Below are 16,399 nucleotides of genomic sequence, written 5' to 3'. Positions count from 1 at the left end.
GTTCGATTATTCGCCCGTAATCGTGCGTTCGTCGCGAACGTTTTGTCAACAAGTGAGGATTCACTGGAAGGTCGGCCGCAGCGTGCCGACTGTCGTCCGGGCTATGGTTCGTTTTACGACACGCCATGTTCGAAAGGGCAGCGATGGAGATCTCCAAGACCGCGGATCAGGCGCTGGTCCTGCTGCTTCGGATCGCCGATCTGGGTGCGCAGACTCCTGTCGAACTCGCCCGGGCCACCGGTATGAACCGCACGGTCGTGCACCGGCTGCTGGCTACGCTGCAAGGGCGCGGGTTCGTCCTCAAGCGCGGTGACCGGTACGCGCTCGGTGCTGCGCTCATGAGGATGGCCGGCCAGTTCGAACCGGAACTGCGGTCGGTCGCCAGGGGGGTGATGGCCGATCTCTCGGACAGGCTGCGCGAGACGCTCGTGCTCGCGGTCCGCGAGGACGACCAGGTGGTGATCGTCGAGCAGGTGGCCGGCTCGCAGCACCTCGTCCGTGTCCAGTACGAGCTGGGCTACCGCCACCCGATCACCCTCGGTGCCAGCGGCCTGGCGCTGCTGGCCTTCCTCGGCGAGCCGGAGCGCGAGGCCCTCGTCGCACGTGCTGAGGAACCGGAGCGGATCGCTCGGCGCCTGGCGGAGGTGCGTGCGCTGGGCTATGCGGTCACCCACGACGAACTGCGCGTCGGCGCCTACGGTTTGGCGGTGCCGGTGCGCGACGGCGACGGCTCGGTGGTCGCCAGCCTGGCGGTCATCGTGCCGACCACCCGCACGCCGGGCTTCACCGATCATGCGCATCCCCTGGCGGAGTCCGCCGAGCGGATCACCAAGCTGCTCGTGGGGGCAGTGGGGGTGTAGTCGTCTGCTGAACCTGAACCGTTGACGCACCGATTGGTCGGTCAGGGGTTCTTCTGTCGGCCGACCGTTTTCACCGACATGCGCGTCGCCCGCGAGGAGATCTTGGCGTCGGTCCTCGCCCAGCCCCCCTCGACGATGAGGCCGACGCCATCGCTCGCGTCAACGGCAGCGAGTACGGCCTTGCGGACTCCGTGTGGACACCTGGCATCGTCAGTGCTTGTCGGACGGCCCGCGCCGTCCGGTCTGGCACGGTGTTCATCAACATGTCCACCCTCGTGGACGCCACGGCACCGTGGGCGTGGGATCCGGCCGGATCCCACCTACCCGCCTTGTCCCGACGGCTGGCATTCCGGGCACCCGAAGCCTGAGCGGTGTCTGTCGATGGAGGGCGGCCCGCTGTGCAGAGGCCGAGGGGCCGCCCGGTTCGGTGGACCCCAGCGCGTAGAGGCGCGCGTGTCAGGTCTCGTTGAAGGTGGCCGCACGCGGATAGATCGCCATGATCCAGATCGACGCGTCCCCGTCCACGGCATGCCACCGGTGCGGCTGGTCGGCCAGAAACGTCGCGTAATCTCCCTCGTCGAGTACGACTTCCTTGTCGACCGGACCGATCTCGATCCTTCCACTGTGGACGAGGACGTGTTCGCGGACTCCTGGCCCGTGGCTGGGGGAAACCTCCAGTTTGCCTTTGAGGAAACGCTGGGCGTGGATCTCCAGGGTTCCGGCCCCGATGACCTGCTGACGCAGCACGCTTCCCACGGATGCGTCGTCCGAAATGTCCTTGCCCTCGCCGGCGCGGATCACTTCGATGGTCGCCGCTTCGGCCGGGGTGAGCAATTCCGTCAACGGGACATCGAAGGTGTCGGCGATGGCGACCATGGTCTCGAGCGTCGGATTGGTCCGCTCCTGCTCGATCTTGAAGAGCGTCGCCTTCGCGATACCGGCCTGTTCGCCGAGCTGAGCCAGTGAGAGGCCGCGTGTCTCCCGCAGCCTGCGCACGTTGATGGCCAGTGCGGCGAGGTGATCAGTCATGCAGTCATCATTCCATGTGCTCTCGCGAGTTGAGTGCTCTGGTTTGCTCGGCTCCTCGCCGTGCCGACTCGGACGGCCATGGCGTCCGCTGCTTCAGGCGCGTGCGGGGTGCAACGATCTGAGGAAGCGGCTGTGATCGTTGTCAAACCGCGCAGCACTGTTTCTTTTCCGCGTACATTGATACTCTTATAGTCAACGCTCCTGAGGGTGATCGCCACTCTCGCGGACACAGGGGAGGACAGGGAGTCGTAGTGGCCAACGGAGTGGTAGGGGTCATCCGTGTATGCGGAGGCGGCGCCGTGTGTGGCGAACTGACCGAAGCCGCTGGGCTGGTCGCCAGTGACGAGATCATCGTGGATGAGACGCGACGCACAGCCGCCGACCGGATCGATGCGACCGGCGACTGTGCTCGTTTGCCGAGCACGCACACAAGGGCCCGACAGTGCCTGAAGTCGATACAGAACGTTACGGGCCAAGCCGATCACGTGGGGCGTGACATCGTCGACGGTGCACGAGGCGCCTACCCGGCACTGCCCTGGTTCTGGAGAGGCCAGAAGACGCTCCGGCCGCGGACTGCGGGTCTGGCACACGCCCACGAAGTCACCGTGACGCTTGGTGATCCGGACGCCGGCCGGTTCGATGTCGCAGTGTTCCGGGCCGAGCGACTGGCGGCGGTCGAGTCCGTCGACCGGCCGGCTGACTACCGGACCGCCCCAGGCTGCTAAGCGTCCACGCTCTCCTCGCTCACGCCGAGGCCGCGGCCCCTGAGCTCCAGCTCAAGGCCGTTGCCGCCTGACAGGTCGAAAGACCGGCTGCGGTCCTCGCAGCCGTGAGACACAACGATTTTCTGCCATCCGACCGCATTCCTTGAGGCTGTTAGCGACAGGGAGAACCACAATGGAAAGTCCCGCAGAAGCGTTCTCCGGGCGCACTTGGAAGTACTGGACTCAGCCCACCGTCGTTGACGTCCAGGGTGTCCCGACCGCGTACCGACGAGCAGGGGAGGGTGAAACCCTCGTCTATCTGCACGGAGGGGGCAATACCCGCTCCTGGCTCCCGTTCCACCAGGAACTCGCAAAGCATTTCGACGTCGTCGCCCCCGAGCACCCCGGTTTCGGGGACACCCCGCGCGGGCCCGAGATGGACAGGTGGGAAGACTGGGTCCTGCACTACGACGCCTTCTTCTCACAGCTCGGCCTCACGGACTTCCACCTGGTCGGGAACTCCCTGGGCGGCTGGCTCGCCGCCAACCTGGCCGTCTACTACCCGCAGCGCTTCAAGTCGCTCACCCTGGTCACTCCGACCGGACTCAGGCTGCTCGGCGCTCCGTTGATCGATGTTTTCCGGTGGACCCCTGAGGAGGCTGCGTCGGCCCTGTTCAACGGTCGCGCCGAACGCTACCTGGACCAGCTCGTGCAGCAGGGCGAGCCCGAAGACGGGATCCAGGCCTACCAGGAGGAGTCCACTGGCGCACTCCTCATGTGGAACCCCCGCTACGACCTCAAGCTCGACACCCGGCTCTCCCGGATCGCCGCGCCCACCTTGTGCGTCGGCGTGGACGACGACCGCGTCGTCGGCACAGGAATGTCCGCCCGGTACGCGGACCTGATCCCGGGTGCCAAGCACCTGCGGATTTCCGGTCCCTCGGGGGAGCCGTCCGGCCACATGGTTTTCATGGAGCAGCCCGGTGACACCGTGGCCGCGATCACCGAGCACGTGAACCGCAACGCCCGTCTGGAGGCCTGATCATGAGCGAGGTCGAGTTCCTCGGATTCGTCGACAACACGTATCCGAACGTTCCGTACGCGGGCAAGCGCAAGTCGAACTACATCGACCTGCCCAACTCGCACTACGACCCCATTGAGGGCCAGCGCGTCATGGAGACGCAGCTGGAGCTGCTCGCGTCACTCGAACGCTACGGCCTGGACGGCGCGGTCTTCAGCGAGCAGCACAACGGTCCCATCGGTCTGCTGGGCAACCCGATGCTTGCAGGTGCGTGGCTGGCAGCGCGCACAGAGCGGATCAAGATCGTTGTCAACGGACCGCTGCTGAACGCCTATCAGAACCCGGTGCGCCTGGCGGAGGAGATCGCCATGGTCGACACGATGTCGAAGGGCCGGCTGATGGTCGGCTTTCCGATGGGACACGGCATGCAGCACCACTCCACCGGCATCAACCCGGCGACCGCGCGGGAACGCCACAGGGAGGCACACGACCTGCTGGTCAAGGCGTTGCGCGATCCCGGGCCCTTCGAATGGCAGGGGAAATACTTCAACATCCCCTACGTCAACCTGTGGCCGAGGCCGATGCACGACCTCGAGTTCATCATGCCGGGGGGCGGGTCGCTGGAGACCCTGAAGCTGGCCGCTGAGCGGAGGTACACATACCAGAACGCGCTCGCACCCTGGCCTTCGATGGTCAAGACGCTGGAGCGCTTCCGCGAGCTGTGCCGGGAGGCCGGGTACGAGCCCGACCCGCGCCAGAGCGCGGCGGTGATCAGCGTCCACGTCGCCGAGACCGACAAGACCGCGCGACGCGAGGTGGAGGCACTGGAACTGTGGAACTACCAGAACTACTTCCGCTCGGTCTCGCACGACAACTTCCCCCCGGGATATGTCTCGGTGGCTTCTCTTCGGGCAGCGCGCAGCGGCGGCTACCGGTCCACTCCGATCACGGAGATGACGTATGACGACCTCCTGGAGAACCGTTGGCTGATCTCCGGGTCGCCGGAGACGGTCACGGCGAGGCTCTCCGAGGCCGTCGAGGAGCTCGGAGCCGGCCGGATCATCATGAGCGTGTCCAACGGGATCAAGCCCCGCTGGATGGTGGACAAGTCGCTCGGCCTCTTCGCCGAGCAGGTCCTCCCGCACTTCCGTCCGAGCGGCAAACCGCTGTCGGCCGGCACCGAACTCCCCGGATACACCACGAACCTGGAGTACGCGGTGAAGCGCCGCAAGGACGCGCCGGCCCCGACCGCGGCGCGTGACGGCTACCTGATCGACGTCACCAAGGCAGACCTGGACGGCGTCGACGCCCGAGTCGAGCCCTGGCCGCCGGCTCAGACCGGCTGACCCCACAGGAGGAACTCAATGACCGTCTGGTACACGAACCGCACTCCCGAACCTCCGCATCCGTTCTCGCACTCCGTCACCGACGGAGACTGGGTGCTCATCAGCGGCATCGGTGGGCACGACGCCGCAGGTGCGATCTCGGACGACCTGGAGACACAGGTGCGCACCGCGATCGGCACGCTGTCCGAACTCCTGGCTCAGGCCGGCAGCAGCCTGTCGGAGATCGTCTACTTCCGCCCGTACGTCTCGGAGCGCGAGCACATGGAGGGGATGGACAAGTTGCTCCACGAACTCCTGCCGAGACCGCGGCCGGCCGGCGGCGCCCTGACTATAGGGGGTCTGGCCGACCCGAGGATGAAGGTCGAGTTCGAGGCCTGGGCGCGCCGCGGCGCCATCCTTGTCGAGCGGCACCCGGAAACTGGTCGGTGAGCTTCAGCACGCCCTCAACCACCTGAATCCTCGGGCTGTTCCAGTGGCTTGAGGGGACTGCGGTGGTTGAGGGCGTCGTGCCCACCGGGGGAGCGACACGGCATACGTCCGTGAAGGCCGGGCACCTTGTCCCCGCTGTGGCACGGTCCCCGGACGGATGATCGACGGGCACCGGCGGCAGATGGCAGGCCGGGCCGTGGGCGGTCGTCCGGTGACACTCCGCCTCACCTTGCGCCGTTCTCGCTGTGAGAACGCGGTATGTGGTCGCCGTACGTTCGCCGAGTGCTTCCGCGTCGCTCGGTCATCCACACCGCGATCTGGGCGCGGGAAGAGAAGTCCAGCTTGGCGAGGATGTGCTGCACGTGGCCTTCGGCGGTCCGTGCGGAGATCACGAGGGAGGCGGCGATGTCCTTGTTGGTGCGTCCCTGAGCGATCAGGTCCGCGACTTCCCATTCACGCCTCGACAGCGCTTCCGTGCGATCCGCGACCGGGGAGATCTCCCCTGCCGTGGGCCGTTCCAGGATGAGGCCGATCGCCTGCTCCAGTGAAAACCCTTGCCCTTGCGCGGTCAGTTCGTCGAACAGCCGGGACCCGAGGGCGTCTTCGACGGTGGCGGCGCACTGGGCACGGTAGCTGTCCATGATCGGAGTCCTGAAGACCGAGTGGGAGGCCTGGGCGCCCAGGAGAAGTGCCGCCTCATGGTGGCGACCGTCGGAGGCGAGGATCAGCGGAGCGCTCTGCAGGCACAGCGCCATGCCGAACTGATCGTCCAAGCTCCGCAGGAGGGTCGCGCAGGTACGCTGCGCGGCAAGTGCCCTGGCCGGGGCACCGTTTTGTGCTTCGTTGAGCGCCACGGTCCAGTCGATGAAGGCACGACCCCAGGTGTCGCCCTCCGTGGTCTGCAGGTACTCGTCGGCATGAGCCTGTGCGTCGGCGGTGTCACCGCTCCACACGCAGACGAGCGAGAGCATGCCCAGGGCGCTCGACGCGCCCATTGGATCATGCGTACTCCGGGTCTTCTCCAGGGCCGTCTCCAGGCGGACCCGTGCGGTGGTGAGGTCGCCGTGCTGCAGGGCGATCAGGCTGTCGACGAAGTCGAGGTCCCCGCCGAGTACCGGGTCGGCCAGCAGCTCTTCGATGGCGCGGGCGGCGCTCAGCATCTCTCTGCCTTCGCGATAGCCGTCGATGACCGCCAGGTAGGCGGCCGTCCCCAGTGCGGCGGCGCGTTCTGAAGTGGGGGCAGTATGGACGCGCAGACCGCGATCAAGCCAGGCTCGGCCCTCGCCGACCCGACCCGCGATGATCCAGTAGTACCTCAGGACAGCGGCCAGTCGGAGTGCCATCGGGGGGTCGCACTCCGGTCCGAGGCAGAACTCCAGAGCGCTACGGATGTTCGCGTGGTTGCCGCGGACCTGATCCACCCAGTTACCGATTCCCGGCGTGAGCAGCCGTACAGCCGTCTGTTCCCCCATCGAGAGGCACCACTGGGCATGCCGCTGCCGCAACCGGCTCCACTCCTGCGGCTCGATGAGCTGCTCGCGCGCGTAGTCGCGCAGCAAATGGGGCAGTCGGTACCAGGATCCACCAGGGTGCTCGTCGCGGGTGAGGACCGACTTGTCGACGAGCCCGGCGACGAGATCCAGCACCGAGTCCGCGTCGATGGGGCCGCCCGCGCAGACCGCGGTCACGGCGTCCAGGTCGAACCGGCCGGTGAACACGGCGGAGCGCGCCCACAGCAGCTGTTCATCGGCCGAGCACAGCTCGTAACTCGAGTCCACCAACGCCCGCAACGTCCGCTGCCGCGGCGGAGCACCACGCTTGGCACTGACCAACAGCCCGTACGCGTCCTCGATCCGCTCGGCAAGCACTTCCACGGACAGCACGTCGACCCGGTTGGCCGCGAGCTCGATCGCCATCGGCAGCCCGTCGAGGCGGTGGCAGATCCGCGCCACGGCTGCGGCACGGGCTTCCGTCAGGGTGAAGTCGGAGCGGACCGCGACGGCACGGTCGACGAACAGCGCAACCGCGTCGAAGCGAGCGAGCTCGGTCGTACGCCGATCACCGGACACACTGTCCGGGGTCGCCAAGGACTGGACGGGCAGGACGACCTCTGCCGCGATGCGCAGCGGCCGGCGGCTGGTGGTCAGGACGCGCAGTCCAGGTGCTGAGTGCAAGAGTCGGTTGACCAGGTACGCGCACGCCTCGACGACCCTGTCGCAGCCATCGAGCAGCAGGAGCGCCTGCCTGCGCCGGAAGTACTCGACGAGCCGGATCTCCACGGGCGTCGGGTCGTCGTCGCGCAGCCCCACCCCGGCAAGCACCGTGGAGGGCAGCAGCGCCTCGTCGGACACATCGTCCAGCTCGACGAACCACACGCCGTCGGGGAACGCGCGGCTGGTCTGATGCGCCACATGCAAGGCCAGCTTGGACTTGCCGACACCGCCCGTGCCGGTCAACGTCACCGCCCGGTGCTCCTCCAGTGACCGCTTCAACCGGCCGAGGGCGTCCCGGCGGCCAACGAAGCTGGTGAGCTCAACCGGGAGGTTGCCAGGTCGCGAATGCGCCACGACCGCAGCGTATGTCGACTCGGTCAGCCCCACAAGCAGCGGATTCGCTCCGTGCCCGGCTCGGCGCCGCCCATCGAGTACGTAGCGGAACACGTAGTTTCACGCTGGGCACTGCCGGCCGTCGAGCGGACACTCAGTCCGCCCCAAGTGTTCCAGCGAGGGTGGGGCAGTGACCATCGAAGAGCAGGAGCCGCTGATGTCTCACAACTACGACCCAGAACTCACCGCCGGGCTGGCCATCATCCCCGTGCTGAACGTCAGTGACCTCGCCGACAGCCGTGCGAAGGCCGTCGCGGCCGAGGAGATGCTGGCCCGGCAGATCGACCGGAGCGGCGTCATCACACGCGATGTGCACGTGCCGACCACTCACTCGGGCGCTCACGACCTGTGGCTGCGGATTCATTCCCCCGAGTCCGGCACCGGTCCCTTCCCACTGATCTACAGCATGCACGGTGGTGGGTTCTGCATGGGCTCGCTGGCGGTGAGCGACGCACGCTCTGTCGAACTCGTGCGCGAGGTGCAGGCGGTTGTTGTATCGGTGGACTACCGACTGGCCCCCGAACATCCCTATCCAACTGGTCTCGAAGACAGCTACAGCGGTCTGGTGTGGGTGACCGAAAATGCCGCCGAACTGGGCATCGACGCCACCCGGGTAGCCGTTCACGGCCAGTCGGCCGGAGGCAATCTGGCGACGGCGCTGAGCCTGCTGGCGCGTGACCGCGGCGGCCCGGATATCAGCTTCCAGTACCTGGGCGTGCCGGTGCTCGACCATCACATGAACACTCCCAGTGTGACCGCCTACGTCGACACCCCCTTCTGGGATCTGCCCAACAACGTCGCCGCCTGGACGTACTACCTCGGAGGTCTCCACAGCGGCGACGACGTCCCGATCCATGCCGCGCCCGCACAGGCCGAGGCCAAGGACCTGGAAGGACTCCCGCCGGCGTATGTCGCCGTCATGCAGTTCGATCCACTGCGCGACGAAGGCATCGCCTACGCGGCCAAGCTCGCGCAAGCCGGCGTTGCCACTGAACTTCACCTGTATCCCGGAGCGTTTCACGGCTCCAGCTTCATCCAGTCGGCACACGTCTCCCAGAGGGAAAGGGCCGAAGAGGTCGCTGTTCTGCGTCGCGCACTCCATGAATGAGGCAGGAAATGCACGTGTGAGGCCTGGCAGCGGAAGGCGAGGGGGTGTCGGGGGACGAGGGAACACCGCGCGTGGTCATTCAAGGCAACTGGGCGAGTGCCGACTTCGTAGGCCGGATCACCCTGGGTGACGATGGTTGACTCGAGGCTCGCAGGTCAGAAACAAGTGGCTGGAATACGCGCTTCACGAGACCCTGGATATAACGATTCGGCAATGCCTGGGGCTGTGTGCACGCTATCGTTCGCCTTGGAAAACGTCGTCCGTTGCCTTGCCTTCCGTCGCGCGATCCACGACCTGACTCATCCCTTGCGTCAGCCCGTGCGCCGGTCCTGGTAGTGCGTGTATCGCTCCGTCTCCTGTGAAAGCGGGAAACTACTTTGAGCAACCACACTTCCGGGTACGAGAGTTCGCTCGTCGTCGCGGAACGGGCCGTAGCAGCTGATGGTGTCGCCGTCCTGACGCTTCGTCATCCGGACGGCGAACCGCTCCCGGAGTGGCAGCCCGGCGCACATGTCGAGCTGCTGCTCGGCAACGGCCTGGTCCGCCGCTACTCACTGTGCGGCTTACCAGGCGACCGTTCGGCCTGGCGCATCGGTGTGCTGCGTGTGCCGGAGGGCCGCGGCGGCTCGGCGTTCGTGCACCGCGAGCTGCACGCCGGTGCATCGGTGCGGACGGGGGCGCCGCGCAACAGCTTCGTCCTCAAGCCGGCCCGACGCTACCTGTTCGTGGCGGGCGGTATCGGCATCACACCGGTGCTGCCGATGATTGCCGCGGTGCAGGCTGCCGGGGCGGACTGGCGGCTGTTATTTGGGCCGCACCCGTTCCTCGATGGCTTTTGTGGACGAACTGTCCGTTTACGGCGACTCGGTGACGGTCCGTCCGCACGATGAGCACGGTCTGCTCGACCTCGGCGGTTTCCTCGGCGAGCCGGACGCCGACACCCTGGTCTACTGCTGCGGCCCCGAGCCGTTGCTGGCCGCGGTCGAGGAGCGGTGCCGCGCATGGCCGCCGGGGGCTCTTCGTGTGGAGCGGTTCCACGCCAAGGAACAGGAAGCGGCGGCGAGCGCCACCGCGTTCGAGGTGACCCTCTCCCGGTCCGGGCGCACCCTCCAAGTGCCTGCCGGGAAAAGCGTGTTGGAGACAGTGCGAGAGGCTGGGGTCTCCGTGTTCTACTCCTGCGCCGAGGGCATCTGCGGCACCTGCGAGACCGAGGTGCTGGAGGGTGAGCCCGACCACCGTGACTCTGTGCTCGGCGAGGAGGACCGGGAGTCCGGCGAGACGATGATGATCTGCGTCTCGCGCTCCCTCGGGCCCCGGCTGGTCCTCGATCTGTGACAGATCGCCTACCGAGCTTCTCAATGCTTCGGAGTTCCTCCGAGCGCTTCCCATCCGAAGCGATCCCTTGTGCCACGGGAGGATTTCGTGTCCGTTCCTGTTCTTCGAGCTGTCGATCTGGGTTGTGTCGGTGCTCTGGCTGGTGGTTCTGGGCGGTTGGCGGGGTACCTTGCGCGTCCCGAGGGGCGGGGGCCCTGGCCGGGTGTGGCGACCATGCGTGCGGCGCTGCCCGGGTGTATCAGGACATCGAGGCGCTCCTTCCTGAACGACGCGGAGATCGGCCCACACCCACTGACCCGCTCCTCCGCGTGACCGGCACGGGCCCCACCCCACGCATGGCAGTGCATCGAAACCTTCTTCAACACCATCTCAACCGGTCGGCGACTGCCGGGTGACGTACGGCATGGGCCCGTACCCCCGAAGTCCTCGGTGACACCGGATCGATCGCCCGATCGCCGGGCGTTCCCCTCACAGGAGAGTGGAGTTCATGAGCACCACCCGAGCGGAAACCGAAGCCCAGGCGGCGGACGCGGGAGACGGCTGGTTCGTCGACGACCGTTGCTTGAACTGCAACATCGCCCGTCAGATCGCCCCCGGCATGATCGGCTTCAAGGAGGGTGGCGAGTACGGCGGTCTGTCGACCGTCATCCGTCAGCCCGAGACCGAGGCCGACATCGAGAAGCTGTACATGGCGGCGCACGCCTGCCCGACCCGTTCCGTCCACCCGCCGGCCGGCCGGCCGACCAGTGGGACGCAGACTCGGACCCGTACCCGAAACCGCTGGACGAGGACGAGGTCGTCTGGCTCTGCGGGCACGCCTCCCCGCAGACCTACGGCGCCACCTCCTACCTCGTGCGCCGCCCCGACGGCACCGCGATGATGATCGACACCCCGCGCTGGCGGCCCGCACTCGCCCGTCGCTACGAGGAGAAGGTCGGTAAGGTCACCGACGTACTCGTCACCCACCTCGACCATGTCGCCCACGCCCGCAAGTACGCCGACGCCTTCGGCGCCCGGCTGTGGATCCACGAGGGCGACCTGCACTCGCTGCCCTCCGCCGACCACATCATCCGCGGCACCGAGCCGGTCGAGATCGGGCCGGGCGTCATCGCCCACCCTTTCCCCGGGCACACCCAGGGCAGCACGCTCTTCATCGCGGACGAGAAGTACTGCTTCACCGGCGACGCGTTCTTCTGGTCGAACGGCCAGCAGACCCTCGAAGTCGCCCACAGCGTCGTCTACGACTCGATCAAAACGCTTGCTGAGTCGGTGTCCCGCGGGGCCGAGGAGCTGACGTTCGAGTGGGTCCTGCCGGGCCACGGCGACCTGCACCACCTCCCCGCCGACGAGATGCGCGAACGCATGAGGGGCCTCGGCCGCCGCGCCGCGACGTACCCCGCCGAGCCGATCGACTACGGGGCGGTCCGCTACTGACGGGCTGAAACGCGGACCATCCCGCACCGGGTCCAAGGGCGAACCCGAGCCTCGCGTTCGCCCCTGGACCCGCCGCGGCCCGACCGGACCCACCACACATGAGGCCGACTACGCGATGAGTGACATATCCACGAGCGGACGTACGGCCCGCTCCACCAACCCCTGGGCCGCGCTGGCCGCCCTCTCCCTCGGCCTGTTCATGATCGTGGTGGACACCTCGATCGTGTCCGTGGCCGTGCCGACCATGGTCCGTAGCCTGAACACCGGCCTCAACTCCGTGGTCTGGGTGACCAGCGCTTACCTGCTCACCTACGCGGTCCTCATGCTCTTCACCAGCCGGCTCGGTGACCGCTACGGCCCCAAACGGGTGTTCGTCGCGGGACTCACGGTTTTCACCGCCGCCTCCCTGGCCGCAGCCCTCTCCGTCACTGTCGAAACGCTGATCACGGCCCGCGCCGCGCAGGGCCTGGGTGCTGCGCTGCTGACCCCGCAGACCCTCACCCTCATCACGCATCTCTTCCCGGACAACAACCGCGGCCGGGCGATGGGCATCCTGGGCGGGGTCTCCGGCCTGGCCACCGTCACCGGGCCACTGCTCGGCGGCGTGCTGTTGGACGGCCTCGGCTGGGAGTGGATCTTCTATGTCAACGTCGTGGTCGGCGTCGCGGCCCTGGCCCTGAGCCTGCGCGTGGTGCCGGACGTGCGTCCCGGCCACGCGCACCGCTTCGACGCGCCGGGTATCGCACTGTCCGGTGCCGGTCTGTTCCTGATCGTGTTCGGAGTGCAGAACGGCAAGCAGTACGACTGGGGCGAACTCCTCGGCCCGATCACCGTGTTCGAGGTCATCGCCGCGGGAGTGGCCCTGCTCGTCGCCTTCGTGATCTGGCAGCGGTTCAACCGCGACGAGCCCCTGGTGCCCCTGCGCCTCTTCGAGGACCGGAACTTCTCCGCGAGCAGCCTCACCACAGCGGCGATCGGCTTCGCGATGACCGGCATGTTCCTGCCTCTGGTCATCTACACGCAGTCCGCGCTCGGTCTGTCTCCTACCGACGCCGGACTGCTCACCGCGCCGATGGCGCTGTTGTCCGGACTGCTGGGACCGTTCGTCGGCCGCCTTTCGGACCGGGTTAACGGCAAGTACCTGGTGATCTCAGGCCTGTTCGGCATGGCACTCGGCCTGGGCGTCGTCGCACTGCAGGCATCCGCCGACCTCCCGCCCTGGCAGCTCGTCCCCGGGCTGCTGCTGACCGGACTCGGCATGGGTTTCGTCCTCGTTCCCGTGAACAGCATCGCGATGGGCTCGGTCCGCCCGGAGCTCCGCGGTGCCGCCTCCGGCGTCTTCTTCACCGCCCGCCAGATGGGAGCGGTCGTGGGCAGCGCGACCATCGGCGTCCTGCTGCAGGCGCGCATCGCCACGTCCGTGGACGACGCGGCGAGGACTGCGGCCGAACGGCTGCCGCCCGGCTACAGACAGGTCTTCCTGGAAGGCATGCGCCGGGCCGCCGAAGACAGCCAGGCGGGCGGCGGCGGCACCGCCGAGATCCCCTTGAATCTGCCCCAGCCCCTGGCCCACCAAGGGCAGCAACTCGCCGAACAGGCCCTTCGCGGCGGACTCACCCAGGCGGCGAAGGAAACCCTGATCCCACTGATCGCGGTTCTGCTACTGGCCACCCTGGCGGCTGCCGCGATGCGACGCACCAGGTCAGGTACGGGCCTCCCGAAACGTGAGGGCGACCGGACCGTGATGCCGGCGGACCAGAATTCCTCCGCAGCTCCGGTTCCTCACTTTCGACACCGGCAGATGTGCCCGGTCAACCCCCTGCAGGTTCCGGGAAGCATGCTGGATGTGGCACACGTCAGGAGCCGAGCGGAAGCCGGCGGACCATCGGTCGACGGGGCTCTTCAGCGGACTAGAAAGTTGACAACTCGGCTGCTGCGGGCGGGAATCGATGCAACGCCAGGTTGGGCCTGTGGTTCTCGCGTGCATGGGACTCCCTGTGTTGGCATCGGAAGGCGGAGCGGTCCGCCCGTCGCGAGGTTGGTATCACCCGCGACAGGTCACCAATGGGGCGCGGAACGTTTCATGAGTACCGCTATTCCCCGAACTTGCCAATGACCATCTCGATGGAGAGAACAGTATTTCCGCCACCGGACGTCTACTGCGATCGCAGTAGACGCAAGTGTCTGCGTTCGGCCAACGACGAGAGATCTCGCGGCCGGAAGCATGGAGGCACGCCGGGGACCGCCGGCGTGATCGTGTGACGCACCTCCGAAAGGCTCGTCGATGTCATCTCTTGCCTACTGGTGCCATCGGCACCGGCTCCTCGTCGTCTTGGTCTGGGTGGGCGCACTGCTCGTCCTGGGGGCTGGGATCGGGGTGGCCGGTGCGAAGTTCGGCAACAGTTCCACCGCGCAGGACACCGACTCGGCGAAGGCGATCGCCCTCCTGCAGAGGTCCGCGAGCAGTGCCGCAGGGGAGAGCGGCCGGGTCGTCTGGCAGGTCGACGGCGGCAAGGTCAGCGACGCCGCGGTCGAGAAGGAGATGGCCGACGCGCTCGACGGGATCGCGGACGCGCCGGGCGTGGCCTCCGTGGTCAGCCCCTACACAGGCGCAGGTGCGACGCAGATCAGCAAGGACGGCGCGACGGCGTACGCCACCGTCACTTTCGACCAAGGCAGCACTGACGCACAGGCCGATCACGTACAGGATCTCGCGACGGCCCCGGAGTCCGCAACAGTGCACATCGCACTGAACGGGCAGGCCTTCTCGGTCACCCCGTCCTCGAACCCGGCCACCGAGGGCCTCGGTATCGTGCTGGCCTTCGTCATCCTGCTGCTGGTCTTCCGGGCGGTGTGGGTGGCGGTGCTGCCCATCATCACGGCCTTGGCCGGTGTCGGCACCGGCGCGCTCACCGTGATGCTGCTGACTCATGTCGTCACCCTGCCCGACACCACCCTCACCCTGGGGTCGCTCATCGGCCTGGGCGTCGGCATCGACTACGCGCTGTTCATCGTCCACCGCCACCGCGGCAACCTGATGGCGGGAATGAGCGTCGGCGACTCGACGGCGAAGGCCCTCAACACCTCCGGTCGTGCGGTCGTCTTCGCCGGGCTGACGGTCGTCATCGCCCTGCTTGGCATGCTCACGCTGGGCCTCGGCATCCTGAACGGCATGGCCCTCGGCGCCGCCATCACCGTCGTTCTGACCGTCCTGTCCGCCATCACCCTGCTGCCGGCCCTGCTCGGCTTCATCGGAGTGAAGATCCTTAGCCGTAAGCAGCGCCGGCAGCTCGCCGACGACGATCGACCGGCCTCGGACGCGGGCGGCCCGTGGGGCCGATGGGCCGAGCGGGTGCAGGCTCGTCCCAAGGTCTTCGGGCTGATCGCCCTCGCGGCGCTGGCGGCCGTCGCGCTGCCGACGCTCACCCTGCGCCTGGGCTCGTCCGACGACGGCAACCTGCCGACATCGTCGACCAACCGGCAGGCGTACGACATGCTCGCGGACGGTTTCGGCCCCGGCCACAACGGGCCCCTTGTTCTGGCTGTTGAGGCCCCCACCGCCGCCGACAGGACGGCCGTGACCAAGCTGGTCACGGCCCTGGAGAAGACCGACGGCGTGGCGAGCGTGGCCGCGGCCCCGATGAGCGACGGGCAGACCGTCGGAGTGATCAGCGTCGTGCCGACCACCTCCCCACAGTCCGAGGCGACCTCCGAGCTCATCGACCACCTGCGCTCGGACGTGATCCCGCCGGTGGAGCAGGGCACGTCGATGAAGGTCTACGTCGGCGGTACCACCGCGAGCAGCGACGACTTCGCGTCAGTGCTGATGGGCAAGCTGCCGGTGTTCCTGCTGGTGATCGCCATTCTCGGCTTCGTGCTGCTGACCGTGGCCTTCCGCAGCCTGCTGATCCCCGCGATCGGCGCACTGCTGAACGTGCTGAGCATCGGCGTCGCCTTCGGCACGATCATCCTGGTTTTCCAGTACGGCTTCGGTGTCGGCCTGCTCGGGCTAGGATCGGGCGGTCCCATCGAGTCGTTCGTGCCGATCCTGGTCATCGGTGTGATGTTCGGGCTGTCCATGGACTACCAGGTCTTCCTGGTCAGCAGGATGCGTGAGGAATGGGCCCGCACCGGAGACAACCGGCGTGCCGTGCGGGTCGGGCAGGGCGAGACGGGGCAGGTGATCGCAGTCGCCGCCGCCATTATGTTCTGCGTCTTCGGCTCCTTCGTTTTCGGTGGGATGCGGGTGATCTCGGAGTTCGGGCTGAGCCTGGCGGTGGCCGTCGCCCTGGACGCGCTGCTGATCCGCATGGTCGTCGTCCCCGCGCTCATGCATCTGTGCGGGCGGGCCAACTGGTGGTTGCCGCGCGGCCTGGAACGGGCGCTGCCTCGGGTGTCGGTGGAGGGCCCGGAGGAGGACGAACCGGTTCCGGCGCAGCGCGTGCTGCGGGAGCCTGAGTGGGCCGGGATCCGCGACTGAGGCTGGTCGACAGACTGAACGGGCCGGTCGGTGGGGCGCAGCCGCCG

General features: G+C 67.5%; 11 protein-coding genes and 2 pseudogenes. 11 read left to right on the top strand and 2 right to left on the bottom strand.

Annotated features, from left to right (window positions below):
• Positions 1-143 precede the first annotated feature (143 nt).
• Both ABZ725_RS37485 and ABZ725_RS37480 read left to right on the top strand, forming a co-directional pair.
• Positions 144-860, top strand: coding sequence for an IclR family transcriptional regulator (locus ABZ725_RS37485; RefSeq protein WP_358806871.1), 717 nt, complete (start codon positions 144-146; stop codon positions 858-860).
• A gap of 32 nt (positions 861-892) precedes the next feature.
• Positions 893-1,228: an aldehyde dehydrogenase family protein gene (locus ABZ725_RS37480; protein ID WP_358807036.1), complete on the top strand. Its 336-nt coding sequence runs from the start codon at positions 893-895 to the stop codon at positions 1,226-1,228.
• An 88-nt stretch (positions 1,229-1,316) separates the two neighbouring features.
• On the opposite strand, the gene ABZ725_RS37475 is transcribed toward ABZ725_RS37480, so the two are convergent.
• Complete coding sequence (locus ABZ725_RS37475) at positions 1,317-1,889, bottom strand: XRE family transcriptional regulator (RefSeq protein WP_358806870.1); 573 nt, start codon at positions 1,887-1,889, stop codon at positions 1,317-1,319.
• 251 nt (positions 1,890-2,140) lie between these two features.
• Here ABZ725_RS37475 and ABZ725_RS37470 point away from each other — a divergent pair, with 251 nt between their 5' ends.
• The 4 genes from ABZ725_RS37470 (at position 2,141) to ABZ725_RS37455 (ending at position 5,389) form a co-directional block, all read left to right on the top strand.
• On the top strand, positions 2,141-2,614 hold the full coding sequence (locus ABZ725_RS37470) for an oxidoreductase C-terminal domain-containing protein (RefSeq protein ID WP_358806869.1): 474 nt from the start codon (positions 2,141-2,143) through the stop codon (positions 2,612-2,614).
• 172 nt (positions 2,615-2,786) lie between these two features.
• Positions 2,787-3,635 carry an alpha/beta hydrolase gene (locus ABZ725_RS37465; RefSeq protein WP_358806868.1) on the top strand — a complete coding sequence of 283 codons (849 nt, stop codon included), beginning with the start codon at positions 2,787-2,789 and terminating at the stop codon, positions 3,633-3,635.
• Between the two features lie 2 nt (positions 3,636-3,637).
• A complete protein-coding gene (locus ABZ725_RS37460) occupies positions 3,638-4,960 on the top strand; it encodes an LLM class flavin-dependent oxidoreductase (protein WP_358806867.1) in 1,323 nt (440 codons plus the stop codon).
• 18 nt (positions 4,961-4,978) lie between these two features.
• Positions 4,979-5,389 (top strand): Rid family hydrolase, encoded by a 411-nt coding sequence (locus ABZ725_RS37455; protein ID WP_358806866.1) that lies wholly within the window; start codon positions 4,979-4,981, stop codon positions 5,387-5,389.
• A gap of 224 nt (positions 5,390-5,613) precedes the next feature.
• On the opposite strand, the gene ABZ725_RS37450 is transcribed toward ABZ725_RS37455, so the two are convergent.
• On the bottom strand, positions 5,614-7,956 hold the full coding sequence (locus tag ABZ725_RS37450) for a LuxR C-terminal-related transcriptional regulator (protein WP_358806865.1): 2,343 nt from the start codon (positions 7,954-7,956) through the stop codon (positions 5,614-5,616).
• 169 nt (positions 7,957-8,125) lie between these two features.
• On the opposite strand from ABZ725_RS37450, the gene ABZ725_RS37445 reads away from it, so the two are divergent.
• The 5 genes and pseudogenes from ABZ725_RS37445 to ABZ725_RS37425 all read left to right on the top strand — a co-directional run bounded on the left by ABZ725_RS37445 (position 8,126) and on the right by ABZ725_RS37425 (position 16,352).
• On the top strand, positions 8,126-9,103 hold the full coding sequence (locus tag ABZ725_RS37445) for an alpha/beta hydrolase (RefSeq protein WP_358806864.1): 978 nt from the start codon (positions 8,126-8,128) through the stop codon (positions 9,101-9,103).
• A gap of 377 nt (positions 9,104-9,480) precedes the next feature.
• Positions 9,481-10,438, top strand: a pseudogene (locus ABZ725_RS37440) (PDR/VanB family oxidoreductase).
• A gap of 487 nt (positions 10,439-10,925) precedes the next feature.
• Positions 10,926-11,872 (top strand): annotated as a pseudogene (locus ABZ725_RS37435) (MBL fold metallo-hydrolase).
• 115 nt (positions 11,873-11,987) lie between these two features.
• On the top strand, positions 11,988-13,988 hold the full coding sequence (locus ABZ725_RS37430) for a DHA2 family efflux MFS transporter permease subunit (protein WP_358806863.1): 2,001 nt from the start codon (positions 11,988-11,990) through the stop codon (positions 13,986-13,988).
• Between the two features lie 168 nt (positions 13,989-14,156).
• Complete coding sequence (locus ABZ725_RS37425; protein WP_358806862.1) at positions 14,157-16,352, top strand: MMPL family transporter; 2,196 nt, start codon at positions 14,157-14,159, stop codon at positions 16,350-16,352.
• Positions 16,353-16,399: the final 47 nt, after the last annotated feature.

Origin of the sequence: Streptomyces sp. NPDC006872 (genome assembly GCF_040635845.1) — a bacterium.
Classification (GTDB): domain Bacteria; phylum Actinomycetota; class Actinomycetes; order Streptomycetales; family Streptomycetaceae; genus Streptomyces.
This window is presented reverse-complemented; position numbering and strand designations above follow the sequence as displayed.

What these genes read in the sequence shown, in the direction of transcription:
- ABZ725_RS37485 (WP_358806871.1), top strand. Translation starts at nt 144, where the DNA reads ATGGAGATCTCCAAGACCGCGGATCAGGCGCTGGTCCTGCTGCTTCGG.
- ABZ725_RS37475 (WP_358806870.1), bottom strand. Translation starts at nt 1,889, where the DNA reads ATGACTGATCACCTCGCCGCACTGGCCATCAACGTGCGCAGGCTGCGG.
- ABZ725_RS37465 (WP_358806868.1), top strand. Translation starts at nt 2,787, where the DNA reads ATGGAAAGTCCCGCAGAAGCGTTCTCCGGGCGCACTTGGAAGTACTGG.
- ABZ725_RS37460 (WP_358806867.1), top strand. Translation starts at nt 3,638, where the DNA reads ATGAGCGAGGTCGAGTTCCTCGGATTCGTCGACAACACGTATCCGAAC.
- ABZ725_RS37455 (WP_358806866.1), top strand. Translation starts at nt 4,979, where the DNA reads ATGACCGTCTGGTACACGAACCGCACTCCCGAACCTCCGCATCCGTTC.
- ABZ725_RS37430 (WP_358806863.1), top strand. Translation starts at nt 11,988, where the DNA reads ATGAGTGACATATCCACGAGCGGACGTACGGCCCGCTCCACCAACCCC.
- ABZ725_RS37425 (WP_358806862.1), top strand. Translation starts at nt 14,157, where the DNA reads ATGTCATCTCTTGCCTACTGGTGCCATCGGCACCGGCTCCTCGTCGTC.